Origin of the sequence: Amycolatopsis roodepoortensis (assembly GCF_024628825.1) — a bacterium.
Taxonomy (GTDB): Bacteria; Actinomycetota; Actinomycetes; order Mycobacteriales; family Pseudonocardiaceae; genus Amycolatopsis; species Amycolatopsis roodepoortensis.
The window spans coordinates 2,357,190-2,372,421 of sequence record NZ_CP102415.1 but is presented as its reverse complement, the minus strand read 5'-3'; the positions used below and the strand labels follow the sequence as shown (position 1 = coordinate 2,372,421).

At 70.0% G+C, this 15,232-nt stretch carries 15 protein-coding genes; 12 read left to right on the top strand and 3 right to left on the bottom strand.

Going from position 1 to position 15,232, the window contains the following annotated elements; genetic code table 11:
• Nucleotides 1-155 precede the first annotated feature (155 nt).
• The 3 genes from NQK81_RS10950 to NQK81_RS10940 are packed head-to-tail and all read right to left on the bottom strand — an operon-like array spanning nt 156 to nt 5,056.
• Nucleotides 156-2,687 carry a transglutaminase TgpA family protein gene (locus NQK81_RS10950; RefSeq protein ID WP_257488081.1) on the bottom strand — a complete coding sequence of 844 codons (2,532 nt, stop codon included), beginning with the start codon at nt 2,685-2,687 and terminating at the stop codon, nt 156-158.
• Nucleotides 2,684-3,958 carry a DUF58 domain-containing protein gene (locus tag NQK81_RS10945; RefSeq protein ID WP_126734979.1) on the bottom strand — a complete coding sequence of 425 codons (1,275 nt, stop codon included), beginning with the start codon at nt 3,956-3,958 and terminating at the stop codon, nt 2,684-2,686. The genes NQK81_RS10950 and NQK81_RS10945 overlap by 4 nt, the downstream gene beginning before the upstream one ends.
• Before the next feature lie 18 nt (nt 3,959-3,976).
• Nucleotides 3,977-5,056 (bottom strand): AAA family ATPase, encoded by a 1,080-nt coding sequence (locus NQK81_RS10940; protein WP_257488080.1) that lies wholly within the window; start codon nt 5,054-5,056, stop codon nt 3,977-3,979.
• 272 nt (nt 5,057-5,328) lie between these two features.
• Here NQK81_RS10940 and NQK81_RS10935 point away from each other — a divergent pair, with 272 nt between their 5' ends.
• From NQK81_RS10935 to NQK81_RS10880, 12 genes are all read left to right on the top strand, one after another.
• A complete protein-coding gene (locus tag NQK81_RS10935) occupies nt 5,329-5,682 on the top strand; it encodes a hypothetical protein (RefSeq protein ID WP_126734978.1) in 354 nt (117 codons plus the stop codon).
• A 4-nt stretch (nt 5,683-5,686) separates the two neighbouring features.
• Complete coding sequence (locus tag NQK81_RS10930; RefSeq protein WP_257488079.1) at nt 5,687-6,220, top strand: DUF3558 family protein; 534 nt, start codon at nt 5,687-5,689, stop codon at nt 6,218-6,220.
• Between the two features lie 10 nt (nt 6,221-6,230).
• Nucleotides 6,231-6,809: a PPE domain-containing protein gene (locus NQK81_RS10925; protein WP_257488078.1), complete on the top strand. Its 579-nt coding sequence runs from the start codon at nt 6,231-6,233 to the stop codon at nt 6,807-6,809.
• Nucleotides 6,806-7,558, top strand: a complete 753-nt coding sequence (locus NQK81_RS10920) for an ESX secretion-associated protein EspG (RefSeq protein ID WP_257488077.1) — start codon at nt 6,806-6,808, stop codon at nt 7,556-7,558. The genes NQK81_RS10925 and NQK81_RS10920 overlap by 4 nt, the downstream gene beginning before the upstream one ends.
• A gap of 51 nt (nt 7,559-7,609) precedes the next feature.
• On the top strand, nt 7,610-8,137 hold the full coding sequence (locus tag NQK81_RS10915) for a YbaB/EbfC family nucleoid-associated protein (RefSeq protein WP_257488076.1): 528 nt from the start codon (nt 7,610-7,612) through the stop codon (nt 8,135-8,137).
• A complete protein-coding gene (locus NQK81_RS10910; protein WP_126734973.1) occupies nt 8,134-8,457 on the top strand; it encodes a type VII secretion target in 324 nt (107 codons plus the stop codon). The genes NQK81_RS10915 and NQK81_RS10910 overlap by 4 nt, the downstream gene beginning before the upstream one ends.
• Entirely contained in the window at nt 8,454-9,512 is a 1,059-nt protein-coding gene (locus tag NQK81_RS10905; protein WP_257488075.1) for a WXG100 family type VII secretion target, read from the top strand. The genes NQK81_RS10910 and NQK81_RS10905 overlap by 4 nt, the downstream gene beginning before the upstream one ends.
• Nucleotides 9,513-9,558: 46 nt before the next feature.
• Nucleotides 9,559-10,083 carry a DUF6346 domain-containing protein gene (locus NQK81_RS10900; protein WP_257489737.1) on the top strand — a complete coding sequence of 175 codons (525 nt, stop codon included), beginning with the start codon at nt 9,559-9,561 and terminating at the stop codon, nt 10,081-10,083.
• Between the two features lie 580 nt (nt 10,084-10,663).
• On the top strand, nt 10,664-11,095 hold the full coding sequence (gene mraZ, locus NQK81_RS10895; protein ID WP_005156436.1) for a division/cell wall cluster transcriptional repressor MraZ: 432 nt from the start codon (nt 10,664-10,666) through the stop codon (nt 11,093-11,095).
• 204 nt (nt 11,096-11,299) lie between these two features.
• Nucleotides 11,300-12,259: a 16S rRNA (cytosine(1402)-N(4))-methyltransferase RsmH gene (gene rsmH, locus NQK81_RS10890; protein WP_034312074.1), complete on the top strand. Its 960-nt coding sequence runs from the start codon at nt 11,300-11,302 to the stop codon at nt 12,257-12,259.
• A complete protein-coding gene (gene ftsL / locus NQK81_RS10885; RefSeq protein WP_126734971.1) occupies nt 12,256-12,966 on the top strand; it encodes a cell division protein FtsL in 711 nt (236 codons plus the stop codon). Before rsmH ends, ftsL begins: the two co-directional genes overlap by 4 nt.
• Entirely contained in the window at nt 12,966-14,894 is a 1,929-nt protein-coding gene (locus tag NQK81_RS10880) for a peptidoglycan D,D-transpeptidase FtsI family protein (protein ID WP_257488074.1), read from the top strand. The genes ftsL and NQK81_RS10880 overlap by 1 nt, the downstream gene beginning before the upstream one ends.
• Nucleotides 14,895-15,232 lie beyond the last annotated feature (338 nt).

Sequence of the window (15,232 nt, the reverse complement as noted above, 5' to 3'; positions counted from 1 at the left end):
GGTTAGAACACGAAACGCCACTCACGACCACCCCGACGCGGTACCGCCCGGGCGAGCATGTCGCGAAAGCCACTTTCGAGACGTCTGATGCCCCGAAAGTGGCTTTCGCGACACACCTCGAGAATCCCTGACCAGGGAGCCGTCGCGTACGAGGGCTACTTGTTCCGCCGCCGCAGCGAGCGCGGGAACAGGCGGCCCTTCCACGACATCGGCGCGTTGCGCTTGAGGCTCTTGCGCACCTCGTCGAAGGCCGGGCCCAGCGTCTGGTCGTCCGCGGGCCGGTCCGAGTACCAGGACCGCTCCACGACACCGATGACCGTCCGCAGGCCTGTGCGGCCTTCCTCGTCCAGACGGTGCTTCTCGACGACCTTCCGGCCCGCCACGCGCACCGTGTCGCCGTCGGAGAGCGGCAGGCCGCGGTCCGCGCATTCGTCCATCAGCTCGCGCCACGCCGCGTCGGCCGCTGCGGGGGAGCGGGACGCGATCTTCTGCAGCCGCAGCCGCCGCTTGATCTCCCGGATCGCCGTCGGCGTGCCGAGCCCGCCGAGGACGACGACCAGCACCAGCGCGAACCACCACGACACCCAGGCCGCCAGGAACGCGAACGCCGCGACCCACAGCCCGATCGCGATCAGCGGCAGCCAGTTCGTCACGTTCTGGTTGTCCAGGAACCCGCCGTCGTCGCGGACCGGGACTGGCGCGTCCGGGGCGCGGTACGGGGCGGGCGACGAGCGCAGCAGCGCCCGATATCGCAGATGCGACCGCACGATCGTCACGACGGTCAGCGCGGCCGCCAGCCCACCGAGGATCCCGGCGAGGATCGCGGGCCACATCGGCTCCTCCTCCGGCTGGCCCGTGCCGCCGTCCGCGCCGAGGTCGGCGCCGGGGTCACGGGGCGTGCCGGTGGCGGGGGCGCTCGACGCGGGCGCGCTCGGCACTTCCTGGGTGTCGTTCGTCGTGGAGCTGCCGGCGTCGTTCTGCAGGTACGGCGGGACGACCGCGCGTCCGTCGAGCAGCGGGGTCGGGTCGAAGCTGACCCAGCCCTTCGTCTGGAAATAGACCTCGACCCACGCGTGCGCGTCCTCGGAGGTGATCGACAGGTAGTCGCCCTTCGAGGTGCCGGAGGTGAACCCGATGGCGACCCGCGACGGGATGCCGACCGCCCGCAGCATCACGGCCATCGCGGACGCGTACTGCTCGCAGAACCCGCGTTTGCCGTTGAGGATGAAGTCGGCCAGCGCGTCGGAGTCGGTGGCGTCCGCGGTCTTGGTGTCGTAGACGAAACCGTTCTGCGCGGTGAAGAACGACCAGAGCGCCTGCGCCTTGTCGAAGTTGTTGGTCTCGTTTTCCGTCAGCTGCTTGGCCTTCGCGACCACGCGGGGATCGACCCGGTCGACCTGGGTGAACTGCGGCGGCACCTCGGCCAGGCGGGCGTCGTCGAGCCGGAGCTGGTCCTTCGACGGGTTCTCGATGGACGCGGTCTCGGTGTAGGCGGGCGCGTTCTGCTTGGTCGTGGTGAACACGGCGCCGCCGACCGGGTCGTACAGCCAGTTGTCGGCCAGCCCGGTGAGCGCCCTCGGCGCGCCGTAGACGGGCAGCCAGTTGTCGACCCAGTTGGTCGGCTCGATCCGGATCTCCCGCGCGGGGCCGGAGCCGTCGTCGCCAGGAGCGGGCGGAAGTCCCCTGTTGGCCTGCACGCCCTGCTGGGCGCGGCCGTTCTGCGCGAGCCCCCAGCCCTTGTTCGGTGTGTACGTGTCGAGGGTGAAGGCGCGCAGCAGTCGCTTGTCCGCGCCCATCCCGTAGACCTTGAACAGCTCCACGTTCTCGCCCTGGTCGAGCAGGCCGCGCAGCTGAGTGAACGGCTCGACGCCGAAACCACCGGCGCCACCGCGGCCCGAGCCGGTCCCGCCGGGAAGGCTGCCGACCGTGCCGACCCCGGTGACGGCCGTGCCGATCACCAGCCCCATCGCGATCGCGGCGGCGACCACACCGACAGGGGCCGACAACGTGCTCGCCGAATTGCCCAGCCCTGGCGCGTCCCGGTTGCGCCAGCGGCGATGCCGGTGGTTGCCGTCGACGGCGAGCAGGGCGGCGAACGCGGCCGCGCCGAGCAGGAACGTCCACCACGGCAGCATGTCCTCGGCCAGCGCGGCCGGAACGGCGTATACGCACAGCAGGACCAGGCCGGTCGCGGCGGGCGCGGCGGCGGCCACGGCCAGCGTGTCGACCAGGACCGCGACCAGGCCGATCGCGATGGTGATCAGGCAGAGGATCGGCGGGGTGCCCTCGACCGGCGGCAGGCCGACGCGGATCTGCTCGGCCGCCGCGGCGAGGACGCCACCCAGCTCCCCGAACGCGTCCGGGCCGGGGAAGATCCGCAGGACGCCGCTGGTGGTGAACGCCCCGGTGATCAGCAGCAACAGCACCAGCAGCTGCGCCAGGCCGACGACGATGGTCGGCGCGCGCAGCGAGCGCAGGGCGAGCCCGGTCGAGGCGATCAGCACGACGGCGACCAGCAGGTAGCCGAACCACGCCCAGCCGGCGACGACGCCGGTGAGCGAGGTCGAGGCGAACAGCGTGGCGAGCCCGGCGGCGACCGGCGCGAGCACGCTGCTCGTCCAGACCGGGGGCGGGGCGGCCGGTCGCGGTCGGGGGGTGTGCGGCCGGGGTGGCGCGGTCGCGGTCACAGGCCGCCTCCGATCAGCGTGCCCCGGCGGGTGGCCGTCTGGCAGAGCTCGGCCCAGACCTGCGGCATGGGCGATCCGGGACCGGCGACGACGACGCCCCAGCCCGCGGCCCGCAGCAGCGCCACCGATTCCTCGGTGGCGGCGGCCCGGTTCTCGGGCCGGTTGACGCCGGACGACCAGCCGGGGGTGTCGAGCAGCACGGCGAGGCTCCGGATCCCGCGCGGGCGGTACCGGGACAGCTCGTGCACGGATTCGTTGCTGACGGTGCCGAGCACCGCGATGAGTTCCTGTCCCTCGGCCGGGTCGTGGCCGAGGGTGATGTCGCGCTGGTGCGCGGGCTGCAGCGCGGCGAGGACGTCGAGTACGACGTTGTCGTAGTGCTCGCCACCCTCGCCGGGGGTGTCGGCCAGGGTCTGGCCGTGTTCGGTGATCAGCCGGACCCGGTGCCCGGAACGGCGCAGGTGCAGGGACACCGAAGCGGCGAACGAGACGGCCCATTCGAGGCTCGCCGCGGGGCCGGTGCCGTGGTGCGCCGCCGCGCGGTGGTCCAGCAGCACCGTGGTGCCGCCGCGCCACGGCTTTTCCTCGACGCGGACCATGATCTCGTCGCGGCGGGCGGTCGAGCGCCAGTGGACCTTCCGCAGGTCGTCGCCCTGCCGGTACTGCCGGACGATCACGTCCGATTCGCCCTGACCGGCGTGCAGACGGATGCTGCCGTCGTCGCCGGCGCCGATCCCGGCGCCGCTGGGCAGCCCCCACAGGCCGACCACCTTCGGCACGACGACCAGACGGGAGTGCCCGATCAGCTCACGTTCGAACTCGCACAGCCCGAACGGGTCGGTGATCGTCGCCCGCAACGGGCCGACCTGCTGGACCCCGCGCAGCACCGGCTGCAGCGGGTAGCGCAGCGCGACCCGGCGGTCGTGGGGAAGGCGTTCGACGACGAACCTCGGCCGCGAACCCAGCGCGTAGGGCACGCCGTCTTCGAGCAGCACCTCACCCGCCGGGAGCCTGCCGTCCCGCCAGAGTTCGAGCTGGACCTCGCCCGGCGAGCCGACCGCGACCCGTTCCGGGCGCAGCGAGCGGGCCGCGCCCAGCCGCAGCCGGGTCGCCGAGATGAAGAAGGCGACCAGCAGCGGCAGGGCGATGACGAACACCGCGACGCGCAGCAGATCCCGTTCGTTGAGCACGAACGAGCACACCGCCGCGGCCACGCCGGCGGCGAGGAGGCAGCGGCCGCGTGTGGTCAGGCCGGACAGAGCACGCAGCATGGCCCCGTATTCCTTTACTCAGCGGTGGTTCGAGCCCTGCGGGACCGGGACGCGGTGCAGGATCGCGCGGACCACGTCGGTGGCCGACCGGCGGGCGGCGTGCGCCTCGGTGGTGAGCACCATGCGGTGCGCCAGCACCGGGACCGCGACCGTGTGCAGGTCGTCCGGGACGACGAACTCACGGCCCGAGAGCGCGGCCTGCGCGCGGGCCGCGCGGACCAGCTGCAGGGTCGCCCGCGGCGAGGCGCCGAGACGGATCTCCGGCACCTGACGGGTCGCGGCCACCAGGTCGACGGCGTACCGGCGGATCTCCGGCGACATGTGCACCGACCGCACCGTCTCGATCAGCCGCTGCACCGACTGGCGGTCGGAGACCGGCTCGAGGTCGGCCAGCGGGTTGTGCCCGGCGTGCTCGTCGACCATGGCCAGTTCGGCCTGCTGGTCGGGGTAGCCGATGGACACCCGCGCGGTGAACCGGTCCCGCTGGGCCTCGGGCAGCGCGTAGGTGCCCTCCATCTCGATGGGGTTCTGGGTGGCGATCACCATGAACGGCTCTTCGAGATGGTAGGTCGAGGTGTCGACGGTGACCTGGTGCTCTTCCATGCATTCGAGCAGGGCCGACTGCGTCTTCGGCGAGGCGCGGTTGATCTCGTCGCCGACCACGATGTTCGCGAAGACCGGGCCGGGACGGAACTCGAACTCGCCGCTCTGCCGGTTGTAGATGGACACCCCGGTGACGTCGCTGGGCAACAGGTCGGGGGTGAACTGGATCCGGCTGACAGTGCAGTCGATCGAGCGGGCCAGCGCCTTCGCCAGCGAGGTCTTGCCGACCCCGGGGACGTCTTCGACCAGGAGGTGGCCTTCGGCGAGCAGGGTCACGAGCGCGATCCGGATGACGTCGGGTTTGCCGACGAGCACCCGCTCCACGTTGGCGGCGATCCGCCGCGCCGTCTCGTGCAGTTCGTCCAGCGACGCTGGGGCTTCACGGCCGTTCTGCCGGCCGCTGACCGAGCCGGCGCCCGTGGGGTACGGGGCTTGCCCGGTTGCCTGCTCGCCCTGGTGTTCGCCGGGCGTCGCAGACTGGATTCTCGACGTCACTCGACCTCCTGATGCCGCGTGGCTGGATTTCCGCTGGGTCCTCTGCCGGACCGTTTCAGTCCCCCGGGCAGCGGTCAGCCTCCCACGAAGTGTGTCAAACTCGGGCGAACTCGTGGGGGGAACCCCGCCAACCCCAGTCGATGACTCTGTGCAACCGGAGACCTTACCTCGATCGGGTGAGGTGAGCGCGTTTTCAGGTGCTCCCGCTGACGCCTTGTTTTGTCGTATGCTCCGGTGCGAGGTCGCTCGACTACGGAGAGGCGTAATCGCATATGAGCGAGGTGAGCACCGCCAAGCCCCGGTTCGATCTGAGCGGGTTCGCGGTCGCGCCGGAGCTGGCCGCCGACGCCCACGCGAAGATCTCCGCCCTGCAAGACGTGGTCGGCCAGATGGTCCGCGAGGCCAAGGTGCTCGGCCGCACGGTTCCCCTCGGCGGGGGATACGCGGACGAGGTCGGCAGGTTCATGGCGCAGTACGGGATCGGTGCCGAAGGCTCCGCCGTCGAGGCGCTGACCGCGTTCGGCAAGGAACTAGAGGCGCTCAAGAATCGGATCGAGAAGGCCCTGGCGAAGTACACCCGACAGGATGAACAAGCGGCGGCGGACGTGGACTGTGTCGGCGGCTGACCCCATGAACCCCCGCCTCGCCGCGCTCGGCGTCCTCGTCCTGCTGGCCGTGTCCGCCTGCGGGCAAGGGGCCGCGGGTCAGGCGCCTGCTCCGTCCACCCAGGTGGTGGTGACCGGCGGTTCGTCCCGGGTCGTCGTCCCGCCTGCCGCGCTGGATCCGTGCGCGCTGCTCGGCCCGCAGGACCGGTCGACGGCGGGGTTGAACGTGCTCGGCGTCGCGAAGGAGATCAACGGCGCCCGCGCCTGCGACTGGACGGTGCCCGCGACCTTCGGCGTCACCATCACCGTGGACGAGCGCAACGGCCTGAAGGATCTCGAGGTCGCGCGCAAGACCGCCACCAAGACCAAGGTCGGCGGCCGCGACGCGCTCAAGGTCGCCGACAAGAAGGCCGCCGACGGGACCTGCGCGATCTTGCTCGGCATGGGGGAGAAGGCGAGCGTCCAGATCGACGTGAGCAACACGAACTTCACCGACACCCCGCTCGCCTGCGAGCGCGCGATGACGGTGGCGGGACTGGCCGAACCCAAACTGCCTTAGGAGAACTGCCGTGCCTGAAGGAGAGACGCCGGGGCGCGAGGTCCCGGTCGCGGCCACGCGGTACGAGGCCTACAGCCACGAAGCGCTGGCCGCCGAGGTCGAAGCGGGCAACGATCCCGAAGCGGCCGGCGGGATCGGCGCCGCCTGGGACGCGCTCGCGCGGCGCATGCACGACGCGACGTCCGAACTGGCCGGCCTGGTCGGCAGCAGCGAAGAGAACTGGCGCGGCGAAGCGGGCGACGCGCTCCGCGGCGTGCTGGCCACCGCTTCCGGCTGGCTGACCTGGTCCGCGGACATCTCGTCCGCGCTCGGGAAGGCCGTCTCCGGGCAGGCCGAAGCGGCGGCGCGGGCCCGAGCCGACATGCCGCCGCCGGTGGACTACGACCCCGGCGCGATGATCCGCGGCGCCGCCGCCGGCGGGAACCTCGCGCTCCTCGCCGCGCTCGCCGACGAGATGGAGGCCAAGCACGCGGAGGCCGAGGAGGCGCGGCGCAAGGCCGTCGACGTCATGAACACCCGCGACGCCTCCCTGCGTTCGCTGACCCCGCGGGTCTCCTTCGGGAAGCCGCCCGAGCTGGGGCGGTCTTGATCCGCGTTTCCGCGTCGGCGTTCGACGTCCTCTGGTCCGACCTGGGACACGCGGCCCCGCCCTGGCCGCTGTCCGTCCGCAGCGTCGGCGTCACGGAAGCGGAACGCGCCGAGATCCGCGGCGCGGTCTACGAAAACCTCGCCGAACGGGGCCTTTACGACGGGGACCGGCTCGACGCCGCCCTGGAAGCGCGCCTGGATCTGCTCGCGTGCGCCGAGGTCTACGTCGAATGCGAGGCGCTGGCCGACATGACGGCTCAGGCGCCGTTCCGCGCGGTCGCGGCCGCGCGCGGACGGCACGGTGTGCTGGCCACGCAGCCGGAACAGACCATCGCGCTGTCCGGGATCACCGACGGCGAGGTGTTCGCCGCGATCGTCGACGTCCTGCCGGAACTCCGGCCCGGCCCCGGCTACGGGGTCAGCCTCCCCGCGGCGCGGTTCGGCGACGACCTGGAGGACCCGGTGTTCGGCGAAGGCAGGCGATCGTCGGCTTCGGACAGTCAGCTGCGCGAGGTGCTCGCGATCCAGGCGCGGCCCGTCTACAGCGCGGGCCAGTTCACCGTGCGGACCCGCGGCCGAGACGGCCGGGCGCACCGGGCCGGCGGGCTGACCTGGTTCGACACCGACGTCGGCGCGTACTGCGCGGCGCGGACCGAGGGCCGCGGCGGGCAGGCGTGGGTGAACGTGTCCCCTGTGGACGGTCCCCGGCTGGCCGCGCGGCTGGCTTCGCTGCTGGACGAGGACCGCTAGCTTGTGACGAGCCGAAAGCCTGAGGGGGCCTTCGGGAACAGGGGGTTCGGAATGACCGTGCCATTCGGTGGCAACGTACGCGATCCGCAGGAGTGGATGCGCGACCAGGAGCGGCGCAGCGCCGCCCTACTCGCAAAGGCGGAACAGGCGAAAGCCGATCTGGAGAACAACGTCGTCACCCTGAGCAGCCCGGATCGGCTGGTCACCGTGACCGTCAACCCCGGTGGTGGCCTCACCTCGCTCTCACTGTCCCCGCAAGCGCAGGAACGGCCGCCCGCTCAGCTCGCCTCGCTGATCATGAGCACCTACCGCAAGGCGACCACCAGGGCCGCGGACCGGACCCTGGAGATCATGGCCGGCCTGACCGGCGAAGACTCCGACGCGGTCGACTTCATCAAGAGCACCCTGCCGCCGCGCGAGGAGCAGCAGCCCGCGCCGGAACCGGACGACTCCGCGCGCTTCGGCGTGCCGTCCGAGCCACCTCCCGCTCCTCCCGCGAAGCCAAGGCCGTCTCGTCCCGTTTCGGATGACGACGATGGTGAAGACTTCCAGCACGTCGACTGGACCGGCCGCTCGTGAGCGGGCCGGGATACGGCGTCTCGCCGGAACGGCTCAAGGCGCACGCGGACCAGGTCTCCGACCTCGCGGACCGCATCCGCGGCGCGGCCTCGGCGGCGAACCAGGTCGGGATGGGCGGCTTCCAGGGCTATGGCCTGTTGTGCGCGGTGCCCGTCGGCGGCGTCCTGCAGCTGGCCCAAGGCGACGCGGACGAGCTGATGACCAGCGCGGCGAACCTCGGGAGCGCGTTGTCGGAAGCGCTGCACAAGGCCGCCACGGACTACACGAAGATCGACGACGACGCGGCGCAGCTCAGCCGGGACCTGGGGAAGAAGCTGTGAGCGAAGACCTGATAGCGAAGAAGGAGGACAAGTCCGAGCCGTTCAAGGGCGGGGGTGTTTTCGACAGCGGCTCGAGTGTCGTCGGAGACATCTACAAAGGGACGAAGGGCGAAGACCTCGACGCGTTCGCGGTCGCGATGGACGGCGTCTCCTTCGGACTGGACGTACTGTCGATGGTCCTGAACCCACTCGGTGAGCTGGTGAAGGCCGGCGTCGGCTGGCTGATGGAGAATCTCGACTTCATCCGCGAACCGCTGGAGATCCTGACCGGTTATCCCGATCTGGTCCAGCAGGCGGCGCAGACCTGGAACAACATCGCCGCCGAACTCGAAGCCGTGGCAGGGGACTACGAAGGGGCACTGTCCACGACGTCCGGCTGGGATGGCGACGCGGCCATCGCCTACCGAAGGGTCGCGCTGCAATACACGCAGTCTTTGCGTGACGTCGCGGCCGAAGCGAAGGACTCGGCGCAATGGATCACCACCGGCGGCATGGTGGTGGCCACCGCGCGGGCGCTGATCTTCGACATCATCGCGACCTTCATCAGCGATGTGATTACCCGTGCGCTGCTCGCGCTCGCGTCGTCGTGGTTCACCTTGGGCGGCTCGGTGGCGGCCTTCACCGCGAGCATCTTCGCCGATGCCGTGAAGGTGATGGCGAAGATCCAGAAGAAGCTCGGCAAACTGCTCAGCGCGATCCAGAAGTTCGTGAAGCGGTTCGAAGGATCGAGTGAGCGTGCTCGCGAGGCGGCGCGGGCGCTGGGACGGAAGTCATCCGAACTGGGGCGGGAGGCGAACAAGGCGATCAAGGCGAGCGACAAGACGCTGGACGGCCTCCAAGGCGACAACCTCAAGTACCTTCGCGGCGCGAAAGACCGCATGGAGAACACGACCTTGGGCAAGATCGCCGACAACACTGGACTCAAGGCCGCCAAGGAGGCGGGAAAGGCGGCTGCCGCGGACTACAACCAGTACAGCGGCGGCTCTTCTGAACGCGGCCGGGTCACGCCGCCCAACAGCGGCCGGATCAGCGGCTCGCTCGACGACGATGGCTGATCGCTCGACGGCTAGCCGCCGGACTCGGTGGTGGCCTCCAGGCGTGATGGGCGCCGTCGGCGTGCTCCTCACCTTGTGGCTGATGTTCTCCCTGCAGTGGGTGGCCGGGTTCGAGCCGTGGGGCACGCTTACCCGGGCCGGTACCGCTCAGGTCGAGCGATGCGAGCGGAACGCGATCCACCTGTGGATGACGTACTCGTGCGAGGCGGAAGTCCGGTGGCACGACGTTCCCGAGGGTGGAGAACAGGTCTCCGCCACGGTGATCACCTCCGTTTCGGCGCTTTCGGGCAGCGTGCCGGTGGAGGAGTACAAGTACCGGAAGAAGAACAGCTCGCGAAGCGGGTCTTCAGTGGTCCCGGTCGACCGGCCGATGTGGCCGGTGGCCGACGGCTGGTGGATCCTTCTCGTCTTCGTCAGCGTGATCCCCGGCTGGGCCGCGGGGTTCTGGGTAGGTGGCCGTCTCGGCCGGCTCCTGCCCGAACCGAAGGAGAAACCCAAGGATTGGCGCGGTGTCCGCCGTCGGGCCACGTCGGGGATGAATGGACGCCGCCGCAAGCGTGGCCGCCGCTGACGTACGTTCTGCCGGTGCGCGGACGACGCGCGTGATTGGACGGACGACGCGCGTGAGCAGGCGGACGGCTCTCGCCGCACCCCCGGCCGCGCATGTCGTCCGGTCGGTCACGTGACATCGCCGGTGCTGAGCCTCGTGAGTGGTAAGGACGGTTAGAACGGTCCTTACCCCTCACGAGGACGGGACCGCTGTCCTTTGTCGACACGGGTCGTGGGATGACCCGACGTCGTCACCCTCCACAATGTCCCCGGCCATCCCCACCGCGCCCCACCGGATTCCCCACTTTCACCCCCACTCCGCCCCACAGCAGGGTTCCGGCTGCCGATTTCCGGACGTCTCAGGCATGGATGAGGTTGCTTCGATACCCGCCCAGGGGGATCTTGGCCACCGTCCCCCACCGAGCCCCCACCTGGCCCCACTTGGCTGACCAGCGAAAACGTCTGACACGACGGAGTGGTCGCGGCTTTTGCCGCGTTGACTGTGGTGAAAAGTGGGGTACGGTGGTGCGCAGTGGGGCAGAAGGGAGCCCCGTGGCCGAGCTCGGTTGTTCGCAGCCGGGATCGGTAGGGAGGTGGAGCCGGTGTTCCTCGGCACCCACACCCCGAAACTGGACGACAAAGGGCGGCTCACGCTGCCCGCGAAGTTCCGCGACGCGCTCGCCGGTGGGCTGATGGTCACCAAGGGGCAGGATCACTGTCTCTTCGTCTTTCCCCGGGCCGAGTTCGAGCAGATGGCGAGGAAGGTCGCCGACGCCCCGTTCACGAACGAGGCGGTCCGGGCCTACCAGCGTTATCTCTTCGCCGGGACGGACGAACAACGCCCGGACGGGCAAGGACGTATCGCGATCGCGTCCGAGCTCCGACGCTACGCCGGGCTGAACAAGGAGTGCGTGGTGATCGGGGCGATCACCAGGCTCGAGATCTGGGACGCCCAAGCGTGGCAGGGCTACCTGGACGAACACGAGGACAGCTACGCGAAGGCTCGAGAGGAAGTTCTGCCGGGCGTCTTCTAGACGTGGCCGAGGAAGCACCCACGCCGTCGGGGGGCGCGGGTTCACGCTTCGGACACTCCGGAAACCGTCCACACGGATGCCGTGAGGCCTCTGTCCGCTCAGTGGCCCTGGTACACCTTCCCCGGTACCAGGTCAGCAGGCGGGCGGACAGGGACCTGACGGCATCCGGCATCTTCCCCGGCACTACAGGAAAGGGGGGAAGACATGGCAGACGAACACGAGCACGTACCGGTGCTGCTGGACCGCATCGTCGAGCTGTTCGCGCCGGTCTTCTCCGACCGCGAGGCCGTGCTGGTCGACGCGACCGTCGGACTCGGCGGTCATTCCGACGCGCTGCTCACCGCGTTCCCCTTGCTGCGCCTGGTCGCCCTCGACCGCGACCCCAACGCGCTGGAACTCTCCGCGAAACGGCTCGCACGCCACGGTGACCGGGTCGACTTCGTGCACGCCGTCTACGACGAGATGCCGTCCGCGCTGCAGGGTCTCGGACTGTCTAGAGTGGACGGGATCCTCTTCGACCTCGGGGTCTCCTCGATGCAGCTCGACCGTGCCGAGCGCGGTTTCGCCTACTCCAAGGATTCCCCGCTCGACATGCGGATGGATCCGACCACCGGGTTCACCGCGGCCGACGTGCTCAACACCTACGCCCCCGGCGAGCTGATCCGGATCCTGCGCGACTACGGCGAGGAACGGTTCGCCCAGCGGATCGTCAAAGCCGTTGTGGCGGAACGAGAGAAGGAACCCTTCACCCGCAGCGGGCGCCTGGTGGAGCTGCTGTACGACGCGGTCCCCGCGGCGAGCAGGCGCACCGGCGGGCATCCGGCGAAGCGCACCTTCCAGGCGTTGCGGATCGAGGTCAACGGCGAGCTGGAGGTGCTGCGGCGCGCGATGCCGCGGGCGTTGTCCTCGCTCGCCGTCGGCGGCCGCATCGTCGTGGAGTCCTATCAGTCCCTCGAAGACAGGCTGGTCAAGCAGGCCTTCGCGGAACTGGCGAAATCCCGGACGCCGGAAGGGCTTCCGGTGGAACTGCCGGGCCACGGCCCGGAACTGAAACTGCTCACCAGAGGGGCCGAGAAGGCCGGCGAGGCGGAGACCGAACTGAACACGCGGGCCGCCTCCGTGCGGCTGCGCGCCGCCGAACGGATCGGAGACCGAGCACGATGACCGCTCCCGCGAAGTCCCGCGGCCGCCGGACACCGGCGCCCGGACGGCGTGCCCGCGCGACCAGCACGGTCGAGCAGACGCCCGAAACCACCGAGACCACGAAGTCCACCCGTGCCTCCCGCGGCCGCACTTCGGCGGCCGAACGCGCCTACGCCCGCCGCGCTCAGCGCGCCGACCTGCTGCAGCGAGACCAGCAGCGCAACCGTCCCGACGCGGAAGGCGGTGCGGGCAAAGAAGAGCCGAAGAAGAAGCTCTCGCTGCGCTGGCCGCGTTCGCGGGCGTCGTTCGTGCTGATGATGATGGGCATGCTGGCCGTCGGCGTGGCGTGCACGCTGTGGTTGACCACGCAGGCCATCGCCGATTCGTACCGGCTCGAACAACTCCGCACGACCAACGCCGGGCTCGCCGAGGCGAAGGAACGGCTGCAGCGCGAGGTCGCGAAGGCCGAGTCGCCCGCATCGCTGGCGCCCAAGGCCAGGGAACTGGGCATGGTGCCCGGCGGCGACCCCGCGCATATCGTGGTCGGCCCGGACGGAAAGTCCACAGTGGTCGGTGAGCCGAAGAAGGCCGAAGCCGAAGCGCCCGCCGCCTCGGCCGAGTCGACGGCGCCGCCGCCCGCCGAGGGAACGCAGCAGGGCACGCCGTACGAAGGTGACCAGCCCGCGGTGCCGCAGGAGAACGCGGCCCCGGCGCAGGGAGGTCAGTGATGTCGCCCGGCCGCCCGGCACAGGCCAGGGTCCGGTCGGCGGGGAGCGCGCGGCGGACCTACGCCGCCGGGACCCGTCGTGCCACCGCCCGCCGGGGCAACGGGGGGAACCGGAGCCGGTTCACCGGCGTCCGGATCCTGCTGATCGTCGTGATGGTGCTCGCCGGCCTCAAACTGGTGCAGGTGCAGTGGTTCGAGGCCGGCGCGCTCTCCGAAGCGGCGGAGCGGCAGCGGACGTCGGTGATCGAAAGTCCCGCGCAGCGCGGGTCCATCCTGGACCGCAACGGCACGAAGATCGCGTTCAGTGTCGAGGTGCGCACGCTCGCCGTGAGCCTGAACTGGGTTCGCAAGACGATGGACGACTTCGCCGCGAAGAATCCCACCAAGGGCAAGAACTTCGAGTCCGAGGTGGCGGGCGCGGCGAAACTGATCGCGGCCAAGCTGCCCGGCGTGATCACCGAGAAGGAACTGCTGGACAAGTTCCACAAGCCGGACGGGTTCACCTACCTGGTCCACGACATCGAACCTTCGGTCGCCGAGGCGATCGTCAAGGAATACCCGTGGATCAGCGTCGAGAAGCGCTCGAAGCGGGAGTACCCCGGTGACTCGATCGGCGCGAACATCGTCGGCTACGCGAACTGGCGCACCGACGACAAGGACGTCTCCAAGCACAACCTGCACGGTGGCTACGGCCTCGAAGCCTCGCGGGACAACGACCTCGCCGGAACGCCGGGCCGCAAGATCGTCAACACCCGTAACGGCAACGACAACCTCGTCATCCCAGGCACCGAGCGGGACATCCAGAACGCCGTCCCCGGTTCGGACCTGCAGCTCACGATCGACACGGACCTGCAGTACGAACTGCAGCGGCAGCTGAGCGAGTACGTCGTCAAGTCGAAGGCCAAGGGCGGCCAGGCGGTGATCCTGGACTCCAAGACCGGTGAGGTCTACGCGCTGGCCAACGACAAGACCGTCAACCTCAACGACCCGGCTTCGCGCAGCGAGACCGAGAACCTGAACAACCGCGCGGTGACCACGCCGTTCGAACCCGGTTCGGTGAACAAGATCGTCACCGCCGCCGGCGCGATCGACGCGGGGATCACCACGCCGGAGGCGTCCCTGCCGGTGCCGGGCTCGCTGCAGGTGGCGGACAAGATCGTCAAGGACGCCTGGCATCACGGCACGCAGCAGTTCACCACCACCGGCATCTTCGCGAAGTCGTCGAACGTCGGCACGCTGTTGCTGGCGCAGAAACTCGGTGAGGACCGGTACGCGGACCTGCTGAAGAAGTTCGGGCTCGGCCAGCGCACGGGTCTCGGCCTCCCCGGCGAGAGCCCCGGTGTCGTCCCGCCGCGCAACCAGTGGTCGGCCACGACCTTCGGGAACCTGCCGATCGGGCAGGGTCTTTCGATGACCGTCGTGCAGATGGCCGGGATGTACCAGGCCATCGCGAACGACGGGCTGCGCGTGGAACCCCGGGTGGTCAAGGCGAAGGTCAATCCGGACGGGACCGTCGTCCCCGAACCGGCGCCGAAGACCGTCCAGGTCATCAGCCCGCAGGCGGCGAAGACAGTGCGCGACATGATGCGCGCCGTCACGCAGAAGGGCCGCGGACAGCAGAGCGGCACCGGGCCGAAGGCAGCGCTGGAGGGCTACCAGATCTCGGGGAAGACGGGCACCGGCCAGCAGGTCGACCCGCAGACGAAGACGTACAGCAACCACCTGTACAACATCACCTTCGCCGGGATCCTGCCCGCCGACAACCCGCGCTTCGTGATCGGCATCCGGCTCGACGCCCCGGACGCCACCCTGCAGCAGGGGCTCTCGGCCGCGCCGCTGTTCCACTCGGTGGCCGCGTACCTGGCGCAGCGGTTCCAGATCCCGCTTTCGGACGGCCCGTCGCCCCAGGTTCCGCTGGTGCTCTCCTGACGTAACTCGCGTGATCGAAGGCGTAACTCGCGTGCTTGAAGGCGTAACTCGCGAAATACGCCTCCAGACACGCGAGTTACGGCTTCAAGCACGCGAGTTACGGCTTCGGTCACCGCGGCTGAGCGGCCCGGCACCCACGTTGCGAAAGCCACTTTCGCAACCTTGAACGTTGCGAAAGTGGCTTTCGCAACCTCCGTGACCGACACCGGAGCGACCGATCGTGATCGTCGCTGTGCGTGAACGGGTCTCCGCGCTGAGCATCGTGCGGGAACGCGGGCCCGCGCGCGGCGAAGTCCTCAAGCGACAGTCGGAAGCCCTTGCGTGCCAAGGAGAGCCCG

Coding starts and splice junctions, on each gene's coding strand:
- NQK81_RS10900 (WP_257489737.1), top strand. CDS start 9,559: ATGGGCGCCGTCGGCGTGCTCCTCACCTTGTGGCTGATGTTCTCCCTG.
- rsmH (WP_034312074.1), top strand. CDS start 11,300: ATGGCAGACGAACACGAGCACGTACCGGTGCTGCTGGACCGCATCGTC.
- NQK81_RS10915 (WP_257488076.1), top strand. CDS start 7,610: ATGACCGTGCCATTCGGTGGCAACGTACGCGATCCGCAGGAGTGGATG.
- NQK81_RS10935 (WP_126734978.1), top strand. CDS start 5,329: ATGAGCGAGGTGAGCACCGCCAAGCCCCGGTTCGATCTGAGCGGGTTC.
- NQK81_RS10880 (WP_257488074.1), top strand. CDS start 12,966: ATGTCGCCCGGCCGCCCGGCACAGGCCAGGGTCCGGTCGGCGGGGAGC.
- NQK81_RS10930 (WP_257488079.1), top strand. CDS start 5,687: ATGAACCCCCGCCTCGCCGCGCTCGGCGTCCTCGTCCTGCTGGCCGTG.
- ftsL (WP_126734971.1), top strand. CDS start 12,256: ATGACCGCTCCCGCGAAGTCCCGCGGCCGCCGGACACCGGCGCCCGGA.
- NQK81_RS10945 (WP_126734979.1), bottom strand. CDS start 3,958: ATGCTGCGTGCTCTGTCCGGCCTGACCACACGCGGCCGCTGCCTCCTC.